The sequence below is a fragment of the Bifidobacterium sp. FKU genome (assembly GCF_026016385.1).
In the GTDB taxonomy this organism is placed as follows: domain Bacteria; phylum Actinomycetota; class Actinomycetes; order Actinomycetales; family Bifidobacteriaceae; genus Bifidobacterium; species Bifidobacterium infantis.
The window spans coordinates 2478057-2496007 of record NZ_CP092888.1; the positions used below are offsets into that span (position 1 = coordinate 2478057).

Annotated in this window: 12 protein-coding genes, 1 tRNA gene and 1 pseudogene; 6 read left to right on the top strand and 8 right to left on the bottom strand. The window is 61.1% G+C overall.

The annotated features are described in order from the left end of the window. Entirely contained in the window at window positions 1–1422 is a 1422-nt protein-coding gene (locus tag MMB48_RS11085; protein ID WP_032743857.1) for an MFS transporter, read from the top strand. Window positions 1423–1791: 369 nt separating this feature from the next. Here MMB48_RS11085 and MMB48_RS11090 read toward each other — a convergent pair whose 3' ends face one another. From MMB48_RS11090 to MMB48_RS11105, 4 genes are all read right to left on the bottom strand, one after another. Beyond that, complete coding sequence (locus tag MMB48_RS11090) at window positions 1792–3525, bottom strand: ABC transporter family substrate-binding protein (RefSeq protein WP_032743829.1); 1734 nt, start codon at window positions 3523–3525, stop codon at window positions 1792–1794. A 31-nt stretch (window positions 3526–3556) separates the two neighbouring features. Further along, a complete protein-coding gene (locus MMB48_RS11095) occupies window positions 3557–5695 on the bottom strand; it encodes an ABC transporter ATP-binding protein (RefSeq protein ID WP_136527107.1) in 2139 nt (712 codons plus the stop codon). 17 nt (window positions 5696–5712) lie between these two features. Then, window positions 5713–6663, bottom strand: a complete 951-nt coding sequence (locus MMB48_RS11100) for an ABC transporter permease (RefSeq protein WP_032743855.1) — start codon at window positions 6661–6663, stop codon at window positions 5713–5715. A gap of 72 nt (window positions 6664–6735) precedes the next feature. Continuing rightward, entirely contained in the window at window positions 6736–7719 is a 984-nt protein-coding gene (locus MMB48_RS11105; RefSeq protein ID WP_032743828.1) for an ABC transporter permease, read from the bottom strand. 306 nt (window positions 7720–8025) lie between these two features. On the opposite strand from MMB48_RS11105, the pseudogene MMB48_RS11110 reads away from it, so the two are divergent. Both MMB48_RS11110 and MMB48_RS11115 read left to right on the top strand, forming a co-directional pair. Continuing rightward, a pseudogene (locus tag MMB48_RS11110) lies at window positions 8026–9497 on the top strand (C1 family peptidase). Between the two features lie 276 nt (window positions 9498–9773). Continuing rightward, entirely contained in the window at window positions 9774–10844 is a 1071-nt protein-coding gene (locus MMB48_RS11115) for a hypothetical protein (RefSeq protein WP_032743827.1), read from the top strand. A 463-nt stretch (window positions 10845–11307) separates the two neighbouring features. On the opposite strand, the gene MMB48_RS11120 is transcribed toward MMB48_RS11115, so the two are convergent. Beyond that, the gene (locus MMB48_RS11120) at window positions 11308–11604 is read right to left on the bottom strand and encodes a hypothetical protein (RefSeq protein WP_032743826.1); all 297 of its coding nucleotides are present in this window, start codon (window positions 11602–11604) and stop codon (window positions 11308–11310) included. Between the two features lie 416 nt (window positions 11605–12020). After that, window positions 12021–13886 carry a methionine--tRNA ligase gene (metG, locus tag MMB48_RS11125; protein WP_029679870.1) on the bottom strand — a complete coding sequence of 622 codons (1866 nt, stop codon included), beginning with the start codon at window positions 13884–13886 and terminating at the stop codon, window positions 12021–12023. 316 nt (window positions 13887–14202) lie between these two features. Here metG and MMB48_RS11130 point away from each other — a divergent pair, with 316 nt between their 5' ends. Continuing rightward, on the top strand, window positions 14203–14850 hold the full coding sequence (locus MMB48_RS11130) for a hypothetical protein (RefSeq protein ID WP_032743824.1): 648 nt from the start codon (window positions 14203–14205) through the stop codon (window positions 14848–14850). Then, a complete protein-coding gene (locus MMB48_RS11135; RefSeq protein WP_179960175.1) occupies window positions 14841–15218 on the top strand; it encodes a hypothetical protein in 378 nt (125 codons plus the stop codon). The genes MMB48_RS11130 and MMB48_RS11135 overlap by 10 nt, the downstream gene beginning before the upstream one ends. A 26-nt stretch (window positions 15219–15244) precedes the next feature. Here the strand turns inward: MMB48_RS11135 and rsmI are convergent, their stop codons facing one another. Further along, window positions 15245–16255, bottom strand: coding sequence for a 16S rRNA (cytidine(1402)-2'-O)-methyltransferase (rsmI, locus tag MMB48_RS11140; RefSeq protein WP_032743823.1), 1011 nt, complete (start codon window positions 16253–16255; stop codon window positions 15245–15247). A gap of 328 nt (window positions 16256–16583) precedes the next feature. Then, window positions 16584–16656 (bottom strand) — tRNA-Ala (locus MMB48_RS11145). Window positions 16657–16818: 162 nt separating this feature from the next. On the opposite strand from MMB48_RS11145, the gene MMB48_RS11150 reads away from it, so the two are divergent. After that, entirely contained in the window at window positions 16819–17826 is a 1008-nt protein-coding gene (locus MMB48_RS11150; protein ID WP_050496227.1) for an FAD:protein FMN transferase, read from the top strand. Window positions 17827–17951 lie beyond the last annotated feature (125 nt).

Consider the following 17951-nt stretch of genomic DNA (forward strand, 5'->3'; position numbering starts at 1 on the left):
ATGGCTGATTCCATCGGAACAGTCAACAACCAATCTTCAATACAGCCCAACGGTCACAGTTCACATAGCAACACCACCGAGTCGCTATGGCGCGGCACGGATTATGGCAAATGGTTCGTAGCGGATTCATGCACGTCGCTGTCATCAAGTATCCAAGGTTTCGCACTGCCACTCATCGCGCAGACCGTCACGGGCTCACCGGCACAGGCGACGCTGCTGGATTCAATCATGACCATGATATCGTCGGTATTGCGGCTGCCAGGTGGCGTGGTACAAGATAAGTACGACCGCAAAAAACTTATGATTGCGTTTGGCCTGATTGGTTTCGCACTGTTCGGCATATGCGCGGCCCTAGGATGGGCGGGATTACTCATATACCCGGTGCTGATGGTACTTGCGATATGCCTCGGCATACGCTCAGGCCTCCTAGGAACCACGAGCAACACGATGCTACGAGGCATCGTTCCCGATCAATTGCTGCCCAAGGCGTCAAGCCTCAATGATGGCCGCGATGCCGCCCTCGAACTCGCCGGCGCACCAGTAGGTGGCGTATTGATCGGCGGCGGTCTATGGCTGCCATTCGCAGTCAGCGCGCTGCTGAATCTATTGGAAACCGCGGCGGCGATGCGGATCACAAAATACTGGCATCGTGGCGGGCGGACCAATGCGGAGGGCCGCGCCCTTGCCGACGATGAGGCCGATGAGAATGGCGATGCGGCCAACATCACTCAGGCCGCTGACGAGCAGGCAACGACCACGACATCATCCGCGTCACAGTATTGGCGTGAGATGTTTTCCGGATTCCGCTGGCTTCTTAGCGAGCGATTCGAACGTCGCCTGATTTTGTCGAGCGCGCTGGCGTTCGCGTGCTTCAACTCGTTCCTGCTGATTACGGTGCTCTCGATCGGCTCCGACCCATCACATGTGGTGTCAGCCAGTTTCATGAACGTTTCTGTGTCTGTGGGCGTCATCGTTGGCTCGCTCATCTCTTCCGTGCTGGTTCAGCATGTGCGCGGCGGCATAGTCGCCGTATCGTTCTACGTGCTGATGAGCATCGGCGCGCTCGGCGCAGCGCTGGCTCCGTGGATTCTTGCGCGTATGGCGTTTCTGGCAATTTCGCTGCTGGCCCTACCGGCCGGCAATGCGGTAATCAACGGATTCCAATCATTGCTCATCAACAAGGAGCATATGGGCCGCGTATTCGCCGGCATGGGCATGATTGAGACGATTGCTGCCCCGGTGATCACATTTCTGTCCGGCATCGCCATGCAACACTGGGGTTACTCAGTCACGTCCGTGGCTTTGGGCTTGTGCATCGTGGCGGCCGCGATCCCTGCCGTGACAATGAGGGAATTGGTCACACTGCCTAAGCCGGATGGCTGGGAGGACCATATCCGCAAATCCGGGCTCACCAAGTTCTGACAACAAGTAAGGGCGACTATCTCCCGGATTTGTGACGCTCGGCAACCGTCAGCGTCACAAATCCGGGAAGAGGAAGGTGGATACGGTTTCAGCCGCGCGGGCAGCAAGGTGGACAAATCGTTGCCGGGGTGGAATCGCGGCAAGTATGCAAAAGCCTCCCGTTCGCGCGCGACGCATAAGCGCGCAAACGGGAGGCTTCCCAACCGCAGCATCATATGCAGAAATAAGGAGAGTAAGGCATATGCTGCCGCGGTCACACCCCGCCGGGAACCTGCCGCAGGCCGCGTCCGGCATCGAAAGCCTTGCAGTCGATGCGTGCGGCCGGCCGTTCCCGGCGCGGTGGCCATGTCAGACGTCAGTCAGACGTCATCACTTCTGCCAGCCGATGTCCTGCGGCAGGTTGCCGGCGAAGCCGGACGGGCCGTAGTTGGCCAGGCCCTTCTTCGCACCGAGGTACGAAGCCGGGTTGGAGACCGGGATGGTGCCGTACAGCTTGAGGGCTTCCTTCTCGGCGGCGTTGACGGCCTTGGTCTGCTCGTCGTAGTCGGAGAGGCCACCGGCCACCTTGACGAGCTTGTCGATCTTCTCGTTGCCCACGTAGGTGAAGTTGGACGGACCGTCGGAGGTGTACAGCTGCGGGGCGGACACCACGAAGGTCATGGCGCTCGGAGCCTGCCAAGCCATCGGCAGCACCTGGTAGTTGCCGGAAGTCATGGTGTCGGAGAACTTGGACTCGGCCACGTTCACGACCTTGACCTTGATGCCGGCCTTCTTCATCATCGCCTGGTAGGCGTTGGCGAGGGCCTGCTGGGTGGCGTCGTCACCGAAGAAGGTGAAGGAGATCTCAAGGGTCTTGCCGCCCTTGGCGTAGTAGCCGTCCTTACCCATCTTGTAGCCGTCGGCCTCAAGGGTCTTCTTGGCGTTGTCCACGTTGTACTTGGCTTCGGCGGGCAGGTTGTTCTCGTAACCCTTCTGGAACGGCAGCAGCAGCTCGGAGCCCGGCTGCTCGGCCTTCCAGTTCAGGCCTTGGAACTGCACGTTGTTGTAGGTGTTCACGTCGAAGGCCTGGGTGATGGCCTTGCGCACCTGCAGGTCGTCGAGCGGCTTGGACTTGCCGTTGTACTGGAGCACGCGGGTCTTGGTGCTGTAGCCGATGCGCAGCTGGGCGTCCTTGACGGAGCGGATGGCCTTGATGTCGTCCTTGGTGGAGGCGCTCACGGCGTCGATTTCACCGTTCTGGAAGGCGTTGAGGGAGGCGGTGTCGGCCATCTGCTTGTAGACGATCTTGTCCAGCTTCGGCTTGTTGCCCCACCACTTCTCGTTCGGCACGAAGGTGACCTGGGAGTCGGAGAAGGAGTCGACCTTGTACGGACCGGCTGCCCACTCGTTGTGCGGGTTCTTGACCCAGCCCTGGGTGAAGGTCTTCGGGTCGGCGGCCTTCGGGTTCACCAGAGTGCCGAAGACTTGCTGCCACGGGTAGTACGGGGTCTTGTAGGTCACCTTGACCTGCTTCGGGCTGTCGCCCTGCTCAACGCTGGCGATACGGTCGAAGCCGTCGGTGCTCGGCGGGTTGTAGTCCGGGTTGGAGCCGTTGTTGGCTTCCCACGTGGCCTTGAAGGCGGTCCAGTCGATGTCGGAGCCGTCGTTCCACTTGGCCTTCGGGTTGATGTCGTACTGCACGACCATCGGGTCCTTGCTCACGAGCTTCATGTCGGTCAGGAAGTCCGGGTTCACCTTAATCGGGGAGCCATTGACCTGGTCGGTCATGAGCAGGCTGGGCTGGTACCAGCTCCACAGCTCGGACATGTAGCCGGTGTTGCCGTCGGAAGACAGGTAGTTCCAGTTCGGGCCGACTTCGGTGATGGACAGGGTCAGCGTGCCGCCGTCCTTGACGTTGTCACGGCTCTGGTGGTTGTCGTAGCGCTCGGTGACCTTCGGCATGGGCAGGTCGCCGGTGTACGACGAATCGATGCCGGCCGGCGGTTCGGTGGCGCTCGAGGCGTTGCTGGAACCGTTGCCATTGCCCGCGCCGCAGCCGGCAAGCAGCATGGCAAGCGCCGCAGTGGCCGCGGCGAGCGCGGTCAGCTTACGTGTCTTGTTCATTGTTATTTCCTCCTCTATATGGTTCCGACCGTCATGCGAAATGGCATGCAACCTGATGGCCGCTCGGTCGGGAAGTGTCATACGGCCGCAGCGCCGGGCGTTCGCCGCGGCAGCGGGCCTGTTGTTCGGCGCTCAGCTTGGGCATGAGCGGGCAGCGGCCCATGAACGGGCAGCCTTCGAACGTCTCGGTGGGGCTGGGCACCTCGCCCTGCAGCACGATGCGCTGGCGGGTGCGTTCCGCCTTCGGGTCCGGCACCGGCACGGCGCTGATGAGCGCCTGGGTGTACGGGTGCAACGGGTGCTCGAACACGTCTTCGGTGTCGCCGGATTCCACGATGCGGCCCAGGTACATCACCGCCACGCGGCTGGAGATGTGGCGTACCACCGACAGGTTGTGGGCCACGAACAGGTAGGCCACGCCCAGCTTGTTCTGCAGGTCCTCAAGCAGGTTGATCACGCCGGCCTGGATGGACACGTCCAGTGCGGAGACCGGCTCGTCGAGCAGCACGAGCTTCGGGTTGACCGACAGCGCACGCGCGATGGCGATGCGCTGGCGCTGACCGCCGGAGAACTGCGTGGGGAAGCGGTCCACCTGGTCGGGGTTCAGCTCCACCAGACGCATGAGTTCACCGATGCGTTCGCGGATCTGCTCTTTGGAGTAGTGCTGGACCTTCATCGGCTCGGCCAGGATGTCGTAGATCGGCAGGCGCGGGTCGAGCGAACTCATCGGGTCCTGGAAGACGTACTGCACGGACGAACGCAGCTCGCGGCGCTTCTCGCGCGGAATCTTGTGTTCGAGCTTGGTGCCGAACATCTCGATCTCGCCGTCCTGCGGCTGCTTGAACTCCATGATCTCCATGAGCGTGGTGGACTTGCCCGAGCCGGACTCGCCCACGAGCGCCACGGTCTCGCCTTCGCGCACGTCCAGCGTCACGTCGTCCACGGCCTTGACCTCGCCGATCTTGCGACGCAGGAAGCCGCCGGCGGTCAGCGGGAAGGTCTTGCGCATGTGCTTGACGTCGAGCACCATCTTGCGTTCGTCGCGCGGGATGCCGGCGAACTTCGACTTGGCGGCCTCGGCCACCGTGTACACGTCGTGGAAGGTCAGGCCCTTGTCCACGATCTCCTGGGTGCGGTGGCAGGCCACGAACTGGCCCGGGCGGCCCGGCACCGGCTCCATGGCCGGCTCAGTGGTGTGGCATATGTCGGTGGCCAGCGGGCAGCGCGGCGCGAACGGGCAGCCCTTGGGCATGTTGACCAGGTTCATCGGGGAGCCCGGAATCGGCACCAGACGGCTGTTGCGTTCGCGGTCGGAACGCGGCACGGCACCCAGCAGGCCCATGGTGTACGGCATGGCCGGGTGGTCGAAGATGGAGTCGACGTCCGCCTTCTCGACCGGGCGGCCGGCGTACATGACGACGATGTCGTCGGCCACGCCGGCGATCACGCCCAGATCGTGGGTGATGAAGATGACGGCCGCGCCGGTTTCACGTTGGGCCTTGCGCAGCACTTCGAGCACCTGGGCCTGGATCGTCACGTCCAGTGCGGTGGTCGGTTCGTCGGCGATGATCACGTCCGGGTCGTTGGCGATGGCCATGGCAATCATCACGCGCTGGCGCATGCCGCCGGAGAACTCGTGCGGGAAGGACTTCAGGCGGTCCTCCGGGTCCGGGATGCCGACCAGGTTCATGAGCTCGATGGAGCGGTCGTGAATCTGCTGTTCGGTCATCTTCGGATTGTGGGTGACCAGCGCTTCCTTGATCTGGTCGCCGATGGAGAACACCGGGGTCAGAGCGGAGAGCGGGTCCTGGAAGACCATGGCGATGCCCTTGCCACGAATCTCGCTCATCTCAAGATCGGACTTGCTGAGCAATTCCTCGCCGTGGTAGGTGATGGAGCCCTTGACGCTGGCGTTCTTGTCCAGCAGGCCCATGATGGCCATGGAGGTCACGGACTTGCCGGAGCCGGACTCGCCCACGATGCCGAGGGTCTTGCCGGGGTACAGGTCGAAGTTCATGCCGCGCACCGCGCGCACAGTGCCGGCTTCGGAAGCGAAGCTGACGGTGAGGTCGCGTACTGAAATCACCGGTTCGGATGCCATGCCTTGCGCTCCTGTGGTGTCGGGGTTGGTGTTGGTTGTTACGTTGCTTGCGTTGCGTTCGTCGCTCATGATGTCCGTCTCCCCTCTCACTCGGCCTTGCCGCCGGAGCGGGAGTACGGGTCGATGGCGTCGCGCAGGCCGTCGCCGATCAGCTGCACGGAGAAGGTCAGGACGATCAGCACCACGGACGGGAAGACCAGCACCCACGGCGAGGTCTGCACCACGGACTGGCCGGCGTTGAGCAGCGTACCGAGCGAGGTGTCGGGCGCCTTGATGCCCAGGCCCAGGAAGCTCAGCGAGGTCTCGCTGTTGACCGCGCCGATCACGCCGAGCACGGTGTTGATGACCAGCACCGAACCCAGGTTCGGCACCAGGTGGCGCACGATGATGGTGAAGGACGGCACGCCCATGAACTTCGCCGCGCGGATGTATTCGCGGTCGCGCAGGCTCAGGGTCAGCGTGCGCAGCGTACGCGCATAGCCAACCCAGCCGAACGCGGTCAGGCCGATGGCCAGCCACAGCCAGTCGCTGCCGCCGGCCGCCATGCCGACGATCAGGGCGATGAGCAGGAAGGACGGCACGACGAGCAGCATATCCAGCAGCCACATGCCGACCTTCTCGAACCAGCCTTCGAAGAACGCCACGGCCGTGCCCACCAGGGCGGCGATGATCGTGGTGCCGATGGAGCTGAAGATACCGATGGTCAGCGAGCGGCCGAGGCCACGGATAATCATCGCGTACATATCCGAGCCACCGACCGTGGTGCCCAGCCAGTGCTGGGCGGACGGCGGCGAGGCGAGGGCGGCGAAATCGGGCTCGTCGTAGCTCCACTGGGAGAATTTCGAGCCGAAAATCGCCAAGAGAATCAGCAGGATCAGCACCACCAGACCTACCACGGCCGAGGGGCGGCGCATGAAGCGGCGCACGTACAGCTGCATGCGGCCGGTGCGGTGGAAGTCGTCGTTGCTGGAAGCCTCCTGGGCGTTCTTGGCGTCGGCGGACTGCGGTTCGCTGCCCTGCGGATCGGTGAGTTCCATATCCTGGGCGACGGCGTCGGAGACCATGTTCTCGTTGTCGTTCATCATGTTTGATCGTCCTTTGCGCGGGGCTCAGCTCAGTCGGATGCGCGGGTCAAGCCAGGCGGAGAAGATATCCGCCAGCAGCGCGCCGGTCAGCGTGCACACGCCACCGAACGCGGCCACGGCCACGGCACCGTTGATGTCGTTGTTGGCGATGGTCTGGGTGAAGTACATGCCCAAGCCGTTGATAGCGAACACGTTTTCGGTGATCACCGCGCCGGTGAACACACCGGCGATGGAGAAGGCCACGTCCACGGCGGTCGGAATCAGCGAGGTGCGCAGCGCGTGGCGGCGGATGGCCGCGTTGAGCGTCAGGCCCTTGGCGCGGGCGGTGCGCACGTAGTCGGCGTTCATGGTGTCGAGCAGGTACGTGCGCTGGGTGAGGTGGTAGCCCACCATGCCCGGAATCGTCATCACGATGGTGGGCAGGATCAGGTGCTGCAGATAGTCAAACACCCAGAGCACCGGGTTGGAACCTTGGTAGGAGTGCAGGCCGGTCACGAAGAACGCGCGGCTGCCCACGATATTGTTGAAGTTGATGGCCAGCAGCACCACCATCAGGCCCATGACGGCGGCCGGAACCACCAGGAAGAACGTTGCGGTGGTGTTGAGCACGCGGTCCTGCCACTTGTACTGGCGGATGGCCGTGTACACGCCGATGCTCACGCCGAAGAGGATGGAGAGCACGGTGGCGAGCGTCACCAACTGCAGCGAAGCGGAGATACGGGAGGCGATGGCCGGCGCCACCGGCGACTGATCCGGGCTCAGGCCCCAGTTCCACTGGGTGAGGATGCCCTTGAGCCAGCGGAAGTAACGGATGACGACCGGCGTCTGGTCGTTGATGTTGGCCAGATCGAGCGACCGGTTGATCGACGCGATCGGCGGATGCGGATTGCGCGACATGTAGTTCGAACGCGGATCCATGAATGCGCTGGCCAGGAAATACGTCATCGATACTGCCACAAACAGCATGATCACGTAGTTCACAATGCGTTTGATGATGTACTTGAACACCCAATCACCTCCCAAATAACTGAAAAAGTGATACCCCCCCCCGCTCAAATACCCAAATCAAGTTCATTATGTGGAATCTGGGTATTGACTTCTTTGACCTTTTTCTGTAATGGAAATCGTTAAGAAACCTTACTGGATATTGGGCAAACGCTGGATAAACATCCGTTTGTTAATTTTGTATTTCCCGAGCTTTTGCTGGACATGCTTTATACTTCCGTGTCAGTAGTCCGCCGACTCGGATGGTGACAGTCCCCGCCGCCGGCAGCAGAATATCCATCAGCATCATCAGCATCAGACAGGGGCATCATGACGACAGACGCCAGCGCACGGGCCATCAAACCCGAACTTCTGCGTACGTACACCGAAGACTTCAACAAGGACCGCGCCAACCTGATCGCGGCGAACGCGGCGGTTTCGGCCGGCGTGCTCAAGGCGGCCACCGACTATCGCGGCGTACGTGCGCTGCCGCGCGACTTCTCCATCGAACTCAAGCAGGGTTCGATCACCAATCAGGAGCGTTCCGGCCGTTGCTGGATGTTCGCCTCCCTGAACACGCTGCGTTACGAACTCATGCATCGCTGGAATCTTGAGGATTTCGAGTTCTCCGAGACCTACCTGTTCTTCTGGGACGCGATGGAGAAGTCGAACACCTACCTGGAGAACGTGCTGCGCACGCTCGACGAGGCGACCGATTCGCGTCTGTTCGAAGCCATCAACTGGGGCCCGTCCGACGACGGCGGCTGGTGGCAAATGTTCGCCGCCCTGGTGAACAAGTACGGCCTGGTGCCCAAGAGCGCCTACCCAGAGTCCGAGAACTCCCGTAATTCCGATGATTTCAAGCAGTACCTCAACTCCAAGCTGCGCGAGTTCGCAGCCGAGCTGCGCCGCCGTTCGGTTGCGGGGGCGTCTGAGGACGAGTTGCGCGCGTTGAAGGACGAATACATGGGCACCGTGTACCGCATCTGCGCCGTGTCGCTCGGCGAGCCGCCGGAGAAGTTCGACTTCTTCGCACGCACCAAGGATGACGCCGAGGCCGACGCAGACGGCAAGGCCGAATCCTGCAAGTGCGAGGGCAAATCCGACGCCAAGGCCTGCAAGTGCGGTAAGGACAAGTCCGACAAGCCGAAAACCGGCAAGGACGAGCGCACGCAGATTCGCGAGATCGGTATCACCCCGCTTGAGTTCTACAAGAAGTACGTGCCGGTGGACGTCAACGATTTCGTGACGCTGGCCAACGCCCCGCTCAAGAACCGCCCGTTCAACCAGCGCTACCGCATCCGCTTCAGCGCGAACGTGGCCGAGGCTGGCGATATGGAATTCGTCAACGTGCCGCTGGACGTGTTCAAGAAGGCCGCGCTTGACCAGCTCACCGCCGGCCACCCGATCTGGTTCGCCTGCGACTGCACGCAGTTCGCCCTGCGCAAGGACGGTTTCTTCGACCAGTCCGTGGTGCGCGTCGACCAGCTGTTCGGCACCGAATTCACCGGCGACAAGGCCACGGCCTCGAATACGGCGACAGCCCGAGCAACCACGCGATGACCTTCACCGGCGTGAACCTCGGCGAGGACGGCAAGCCGAACCGCTGGAAGGTGGAGAACAGCTGGGGCAAGGACGCCGGCAAGGACGGCTACTACGTCATGTCCGACGCCTGGTTCGACCGCTACGTCACCGAGCTCATCATCCGCAAGGAATACCTCGATGACGCCACCCGCGCCCTGCTCGCCGCCGAACCGGTCGAGCTCGACCCCTGGCAGCCCCTCACCCGCCGCTGCCGCTGACGTTCCGCTGGCGGGAGCATATATTCGAATGCCCCTTCTCCCTGTTCAGAGAGAAGGGGCATTACGTTATGCGAGTACGCCCGGCCGCACCTATTCGAGACTATCGCGGCTGAGCTGAGCAAAAGTGCCGTCATCATCGGCCAATTGCCGGTAGGTTCCGGCCTCGCTAATTGTTCCGAACTAGTTATCCACAGAGTTATCCACATCTCCCGCAAGCTAGAGCCACATACCCCGGTTTTCATAGCGAGCACGTGACCGCTGCGTTACGGTGGCGTCATGAACGACATATTGCCCACTCCACCGCCCGGCGTATTCGACGACGAACCGTCCGACTGGACCCGGCCCCGCACACCGCGCACCATCAATCCTGAGCTACGTTCATCACCACGTATGGTGAGTTCCGCGCCAACTGTGATTACAGGCCCTGTGTCGCCAGCAATGAGCGAAACCCTCACCCAACGTAAGCGGGAAATGCTTAAACGATGCACGGACGCCGCGCAACAGCTCGGGCAACCGGTGCTCTTCGGCATGACCACATCGCTGATACTGCAATCCGTGCCGCTTCCCAAGGATTGCGATATCAACCCCGCCGAGCTCCATACCGTCTCCGACTCACACCGCACACGAATACGTGCCATCGTGCCGCCAACGACACCACACATCTGGAAGCCGCTGAGCGATGCGCACAATGTGCGTATCAACAAACATGTGTACACACTGGATCTGATACACACTTGGGCACAACTCGCCACTCATATATCGCTCGAATCGCTGGTCATACTTGGCGACGCAATCCTTACGGCAATCGCCCGCAAGCCGGGTCTGGCGAACGGCCGCACTGCTGACGGCATTTATCAGGACTTCGTGCGGCAAGTCACCGAACTCCCGAAATTCAACGCAAAATCCAAGTGCATGATCGCTCTTGCATTCATTACGCCCCGCGTGGACTCTCCAATGGAATCAAAGACCCGCATCGCAACGACGAAATACGGGCTTCCGCCAGCCGTGACAAATTACACGGTGCCCGGCGCGACATTCAGCAACGGTGCGCCGATAACGCTCGATCTCGCTTGGCCCGAATTTCGCGTCGCCATCGAATATGACGGCGATCATCATCGCACCGACAAAAACCAGTGGCGGCGGGACAACGACAAGCGCGAACTGCTGCGACATCATCATTGGATCGTCATCATCGCCACTGCCGCGAACATGGCCGATGAGCCATCCCAAGCCGAACTCGCCTACCGGGTCGGGCGGCAGTTGGCATTGCGAGGTGCCGTATTCGATTTCACTTTGACGGCAACGCCACTCGATGAGATCGCCCGGAGGAGGCGACGAAGAGTATAACGTTTATCGCGAAAGTCGTACAGTATCCATGTTGCGCCGACGCTGCGCGACTCGGTGTCCGTGTCCGATGTCCCGGTAGCGATGTCAATCGATTTATGTGTGGACCGGGCCAGATTTCGCTGTCCCGGTTCTCCATTTCGCCCCTTTTTGAGCAACCAAGACAAAATTTCATTCACCTATCACCCCACCGTGCAATATTCGCCATCGTACATCGGTGGAATTCCGGGGTTTTGGGATTACGGATAATGGGCGTTTACAAGGGGGGCTGTCCCGGTTCCCAAAAAGAAGCCGAAATCACGAACCGGGACAGCGAAATCTGTCCCGGTAATCGCGTCAATCGGTTGCCGTCATCACCGGAACATCAACAGCGCATAGATCGAACGCTTCAATGCTCAACAGGCATGCGACCATACCGCGATAGCGATATTCCGACGGAAGTATGGGACTCACCACGCGACCAATATTATTTACTGAGCCTTGGTGCCTCGTGCTGGATGTGGCGGATCACGGCATCGGGGAAACCGGCGTGGATGTAGTCGGACAGCATCCGCAATAGCCTCTCGTCAAAGGTGTGCCGCTCATCGCTGCTGGCATCGACCAGGATAAAATCCCATGAGTATTCGGTGTCACCGTCGTTGATGATGAGCCCGCGGCCAGTGATTTTTGCGGCCAGCAACGCGGCGATCTGCATGGAGCCCCGCTTGATAAGGGCTGATTCCGCTTGGGTCAGATTGCCCGAAAATGTGACGGTATACATCATTAGTCCCCCCTTCTTTGTTATTTTCTAGAACAGCAATGCCTTATTGTAAACAGACAACACTCTGCCATAATCCTTTTTTCAATATGCGACCCTGGCATTCCCAGCATTAAAAAAGAAACCCGGCGGAGGGGGCCGCCGGGTGAGAGAGAAGAGAGAAGAAGAGTTCAGTTATGGGGTTCGAAGAACCTCGCCACCGGTATGAACTTCATTCCGTTGACATCTTCTATGTAACCGCCCCATGCTTGGCGAATTGATGTGCTTGTCTGGGAAAAGTCTTGGCGGAGTGTGACGAATTTGTGACGCCCGCCGACAACCGGCCTCGCTTTGTCGGGGCTTGGCCGCACATACGGCAACGGACCACCTCGCAACACTTCATGTGCGAGGTGGCCCGTCAGCTACGAGCTAGCAATGCCGAATCATTCAGCGGCGAGCTTGGCCTTCTCGGCGGCCAGACGCTCGGCTTCGGCGGCACGGCGAGCAGCCAACGCTTCATCGAAGCGAGCCAGCTCCTCTTCCACGGCCTCGGTCGGAATCTTGGCGAAGATCGGCGCGGGCTTAGGCACCACGGCGCCGACCTCGATTGCCTCGCTCTTCCACGGGTGCACGTTCACACCGAGCTCGTAATCGCCGGTGATAATCGGATACGTGAAGCCGGGCTTGTCGAGATCCTCGACTTCCTTGAGCTCAGGCAGCGGCGAGAAGGTGCCGGTGCCGCCGAGCGCCTCCCACACCTTCTGTGCGGAGTGCGGCAGGAACGGCGCAAGCAGGTGGTTCGCGTCAGACACGGCCTGAGCGGCCACGTGCAGCACGGTGCCGAGACGAGCCTGGTCGTCCTTAATCTTCCACGGTTCGGTGGCGGAAATGTACTTGTTGATGTCGCCGACCACACGCATCGCCTCGGACAGGGCGTGCTTCTGGTGGTGGGTTTCGATGGAGGAGCCGACCACGTCGAACGCGGCGGAAGCCTCTTCCAGAAGGCCACGGTCTTCGTTGGTCATCGAATCCTCGTCCAGCGGCGGAATCTCGCCGAAGTTCTTGTTGATGAGGTTGGCCACGCGGTTCACCAGATTGCCCCACGAGGAGGCGAGCTCCTCGTTGTTGTGGCGCACGAACTCGGCCCACGTGAAGTCGGAATCCGAGGATTCGGGGCCAGCCACGGAAATGTAGTAGCGCACGGCGTCCACGGGGTAGCGGGCGAGGATGTCCTTGACGTAGATCACGATGCCGCGGGAGGAACTGAACTTCTTGCCTTCCATGGTCATGAACTCGCTGGCCACCACCTGCTCAGGCAGGTTGAGCGGACCCATCGGGCCGGTTTCGCCGCCCTTGGAGCCCTTGCCGTTGTACGCCAGCATTTCGGACGGCCAGATCTGGGAGTGGAAGGTGATGTTGTCCTTTCCCATGAAGTAGTAGGCCGGGCACTTCGGGTCGTTCCACCATTCGCGCCACTTCTCCGGGTCGCCCTGGCGGCGGGCCCATTCGATGGAGGCCGACAGGTAGCCGATCACGGCGTCGAACCACACGTACAGCTTCTTGTTCGGGTTGTCGATCCAGCCCTTCACCGGCACCGGGATACCCCAGTCGATGTCACGGGTGATGGCGCGCGGCTTGACTTCCTTGAACAGGCCGAGCGAGAAGTTGATGACGTTGGTACGCCAGCCCTTGCGGGTCTCCAGCCATGCCTTGTTCGCTTCGGCGAGCGCCGGCAGGTCGAGGAAATAATGCTCGGTCTGTTCAAAACGTGGGGTCTCGCCGTTGATCTTGGAGACGGGGTTGATGAGCTCGTCCGGGTCGAGCTCGTTGCCGCAGGCGTCGCACTGGTCGCCGCGCGCGCCCTCGGCGTGGCAGATCGGGCATTCGCCCTCGATGTAACGGTCGGGCAGGGTGCGGCCGGTGGACGGGCTAATCGCCACCTGCTGGGTGCCCTTGTAGATGTAGCCGTTCTCCAGGCACTGCTTGAACATCTCCTGCACCACGTGCTCGTGGTTACCGGTGGTGGTGCGGGTGAACAGGTCGTAGCTCAAGCCGAGGTCGCACAGGTCCTTGGCGATCACGCGGTTGTAACGGTTGGCCAGTTCCTGGGCGGTGAGACCTTCCTTCTCCGCCTCGACGAGAATCGGGGTGCCGTGCTCGTCGGTGCCGGACACCATGAGCACATCATTGCCCTTCATGCGCTCGTAGCGCGCGTAGACGTCGGAGGGCACGCCGAATCCCGCGACGTGGCCGATATGACGGGGGCCGTTTGCATACGGCCAAGCAACATTCACCAAAACATGACTCATAAGGCTTGATTATCCGGCGCGGCGGGGACACGCCCGGATAGCTGCCACGCCGCCATCCTCATCCCACTCACCTATTCGCCCGCAACTCCCCCACATACTTATCCGTACACCTCTTGCGCGCTTATCCACATACGCATTCGCACACGTATCCGTACGCACATCCGCACGCACTTCCGCGCACATCCGCACACACTTCCGCCTGTCGATATCCACCGAGTTATCCACATCATTCGCGCACCTAGTGAAGTTATGCACTTATCCACCGTTTTCGCCTATCCGGTGGCGCGCAAGCCGCATTTCTGCATATTGTTCGGTCATGGATATCACAGCAGGTCCGATGACGGACATCACAACAGTCGCCTCGCCGGCAACCGCGCAGCCTGCGGTGCCGCCGATACTGTTTACCAAGGATCTGCCGGGACCGCTCAGCCTTAACCGTCTGGCCGACTTTGGCGCGTTACGTAAGCTCGACGATTCCGCCGGCTACTGGATCGAGCATTCGGGCACACTGTATGGTCGCGCAAAAATCGTCGCGGAGGTCGCCCCGTTTGGCACTGTGGTGTGTTCGATGACCGCCGCTTGGGTATGGCTGGGAGGCCCCGACTTTCCGAGCACCATAGACGTGATCTCCACATCGCACTTCCGCTCGGCATCCGTCAGCCGCCGCATCCGCGTATTCAAAAGATTGACGTTGCCGGAGCAAATCATCAAGCTCGGCGGGCTGCCTGTCACCACGCCAGCCCGTACGGCTTGCGACCTGGTGATGAGTCCTGAAGACATCCCCGATCCTTCCACCGTCAACGCACTGGTGTGTCAGCTGATGTCCGCGTACCAGTTTCGGCCAAACGACTGTCTGCAAATCGTCAAGGAGCATCGGCATCACAAGTATGCCGGACGCGCACGCATGTTTTTTGAATCGGTGCAGAAGGAGATTGACGAACCGGCTTTGGAGCAATGCGCATGACGAGGGGATTCATTGCCAGAGGCCATCGCAGAGGCCGCCATGCCGCTCACCGTTTACGGCATTTGCGGCAGGCGCAACGGTTGCCTCGCCACGCGGCGGCGGCACACTCATCCGAATCCGCATCTCGCGCAATCTCGGATATGACCGCACCACCTGAACCACCCATCAGACTTACGCCCGCGGTGGCATGTTCGCCCGATACGGATGTTGCCGTGCTCTGGCACATCGCATATCACGTGCCCGAACTGCGTAAATGGCTGGTTGCCAATCCCAAAGCCGACGCGCCTTTGCTGGAATTGGTCTCGCAGCGTGGTGGGCCTGGGGTCCGGCAGGCGTTGGAAATATTGTTCGAGTCGATGGAAGCGTAACGGGGAGATAATCGCCGGCTGCTGCGCTATCCCTTGATTTTCAGCACAGCCGCATACACCTGCTTGCGATTGGCCAACGATCCGTCAGCCAATGGATGCTCCTGCACCACTTGCGCGATGGCGTCCTTGATACGCAGGCCGTCCTCCAAAGCACGGTCGATGGCCAGCACGGCCATGTCCTCCACGCTCAGCGTGCTGGGCGCGGCCGCTTCGGCCTCCTCGTTGGACGCGCCGCCGATGACCAGCACCATCTCGCCACGGGGCGGATCATCAATCACACTTTGGCGAATCTCGCCAATCGGGCCGCGACGAATCTGCTCATAATCCTTGGTGAGTTCGCGGCACAGGGCCATCGGGCGATTCGGGCCGAACGCGTCCAGCAGATCGTCCATCGAATCGGCAATGCGATGAGGCGTCTCGTAGAACACGATGGTGCGGCGTTCGGGCAACAGCGTGCGCAGATACTGCACGCGCTCGGAATGCTTTCGCGGTAGGAAGCCTTCGTAGCAGAAGCGGTCGGTGGGCAGGCCGGAGAGGGCGAGCGCGTCGAGCACAGCGGAGGGGCCGGGCGCGCAGGTGACGGGCAGGCCGCGTTCGATGGCACGGCGCACGATGGCCAAGCCGGGGTCGTTGATGGTGGGCATGCCGGCATCGGACACGACGAGCACGGTGGCGCCGGTTTCGACCTGGTCGAGCAGGCCGTCGGCCTTGTCGCGCTCGTTGTGGTCGTGATAGGCGATGACGCGACCGTTCACATAGACGCCGAGGCGACGGGCGAGATCGTAGAGGCGGCGCGTGTCTTCGGCGGCCACGATATCGGCCCGCTCCAAGAGGGCCACCAGACGGGCGGAGGCGTCGCCAACGTTGCCGATCGGGGTGGCGGCGAGCACCACGGTGCCGGCGGGGATGGTCACGGCCGATTCGCGGGATTGGGCGACGGCGGATTCGCCGGCATGAACTTCATCATTGCGTTCAGGCACCTGCGTCACGCTACCGTCAGCGTCATACTGCTCATTCAACTCATCTGCGCTTGTCATACTCCCAGTATTGCCCATGCCACAGAGCAATCCACGACAATCCATGGCGGAATCGAGGCATTCTCCCTTTGCAGGGGCTGATTTCACATGTTCCGGAGGTCTACTTCCGTTTCAAGGGGCTCCTCATCCGGTGAAGCACCAGCACAAACGGCTTTGACGCAACGCTATTCCGCCATTTTGGCGGCATATCTACTTGACCATCAGCCCCTCGAAACGCAAGTAGACCTCCGGCAAACCCCAAATCAGCCCCTTGAAACGCGAGATGGCACAATACCAACGAAGACAAATGAAAAGACCCTCTGCGGTGGAATGAATGCAGAGGGTCTCGTGGAGCTGACGGTAGTCGAAACCGCGACCTCTTCGATGCGAACGAAGCGCTCTACCAACTGAGCTACAGCCCCTTGGATGTTACTTTGCTCCGCAAAGCAACTCGCAACAATATAGTACGGAGTGCGGTCAAACGCAATTTGACGCCGAAGTGTCGCACACATGTCGGCACGGTAACGTTTCGGTGCAGGCACCCGGATCAAGCGCCGACGCGCCGCACGCTCTACGATGGTGGCATGACTGGCCCGACACAACGACCGCACGACCGACCGCCGCACGACCGACCGCACGTGCGGCTGACCGACCGTCTGCCGCACGTCGCTGCTTTCCCCGATGCGCTGGGCACCGGGTTGCTGCTGCATACCGATGTCGCGCTGGATGACGGGCTCAGTAACCGCATCGATATGTTCATCAGCACCTATGAAGCCGCATTGTCCCGGTTTAAGGATGATTCGACGGTCGGCCGGATGCGCACGGCCACGCATGGCGGCACGTTCGATTTTCCCGACTGGACATCGGGTCTGTTTTGCCTGTACGACCGCCTGTTTGCGGCAACCGATGGGGCGATCGACCCGTGCGTGGGCGAGGATTTGATTCGGCTTGGCTATGACGAGTCGTATTCGTTTACGACTGCGCCAGATGCCGCCGAACATGCAGGCGCGATCCACGGACGAGCCGTTTGGTCAGCCGACGTTGAGCGGCACGGCACCACACTTATCACCCACAGCCCAGTCGCGCTCGATTTCGGCGCGTGCGGTAAGGGGTATTTGGCGGATTTGCTTGCGGGGATGCTGGGTGATGGCGCGGGTCACCCTCAACCCATTCAATACGTCATCGACGCCGGGGGTGATTTGCTAGTGCACACGGACGAACCAATCACCATCGCCCTTGAAGATCCTGCCGATCCGGCCAACGCCGTAGGTGTGGTCGAAATCAGCCAAGGTGCATTCTGCGCGAGCTCCCCCAGCCGCCGCCACTGGTCCGACGCCGCCGGCCACCAGCTCCACCATCTGCTCAACGCCATCGACGGTCTGCCGGTTGACGATGTAGCCGCCACATGGGTGGCCGTCATGCCGCACGCAGCATCTTTGAGCACCGCACTGGCCGACGGACTCGCCACAGCCCTGTTCACTACCTCGGCCGCCCAGTTACGCGCTCACTTCGATTTCGAATGCGCCATCCTCAACGCCAATCGTGCCGCCGCACAATCCCCCAATTTTCCGGGCGGTTTTTTCACACACTAATGTACGAAATCATCAGTATCACATCCAGTGGAGCATTCCCTCGGGCGGACCGATGGGTTGCTCCCTTCAGTCAGCTACGCTGACAGCTCCCCTCGGAGAGGGGAGCCGAGTATAGCTAATCCGCT

Coding starts and splice junctions, on each gene's coding strand:
- MMB48_RS11115 (WP_032743827.1), top strand. CDS start 9,774: ATGAACGACATATTGCCCACTCCACCGCCCGGCGTATTCGACGACGAA.
- rsmI (WP_032743823.1), bottom strand. CDS start 16,255: ATGACAAGCGCAGATGAGTTGAATGAGCAGTATGACGCTGACGGTAGC.
- MMB48_RS11135 (WP_179960175.1), top strand. CDS start 14,841: ATGCGCATGACGAGGGGATTCATTGCCAGAGGCCATCGCAGAGGCCGC.
- MMB48_RS11130 (WP_032743824.1), top strand. CDS start 14,203: ATGGATATCACAGCAGGTCCGATGACGGACATCACAACAGTCGCCTCG.
- MMB48_RS11095 (WP_136527107.1), bottom strand. CDS start 5,695: ATGAGCGACGAACGCAACGCAAGCAACGTAACAACCAACACCAACCCC.
- MMB48_RS11100 (WP_032743855.1), bottom strand. CDS start 6,663: ATGGAACTCACCGATCCGCAGGGCAGCGAACCGCAGTCCGCCGACGCC.
- MMB48_RS11120 (WP_032743826.1), bottom strand. CDS start 11,604: ATGATGTATACCGTCACATTTTCGGGCAATCTGACCCAAGCGGAATCA.
- MMB48_RS11090 (WP_032743829.1), bottom strand. CDS start 3,525: ATGAACAAGACACGTAAGCTGACCGCGCTCGCCGCGGCCACTGCGGCG.
- MMB48_RS11150 (WP_050496227.1), top strand. CDS start 16,819: ATGACTGGCCCGACACAACGACCGCACGACCGACCGCCGCACGACCGA.
- MMB48_RS11085 (WP_032743857.1), top strand. CDS start 1: ATGGCTGATTCCATCGGAACAGTCAACAACCAATCTTCAATACAGCCC.
- metG (WP_029679870.1), bottom strand. CDS start 13,886: ATGAGTCATGTTTTGGTGAATGTTGCTTGGCCGTATGCAAACGGCCCC.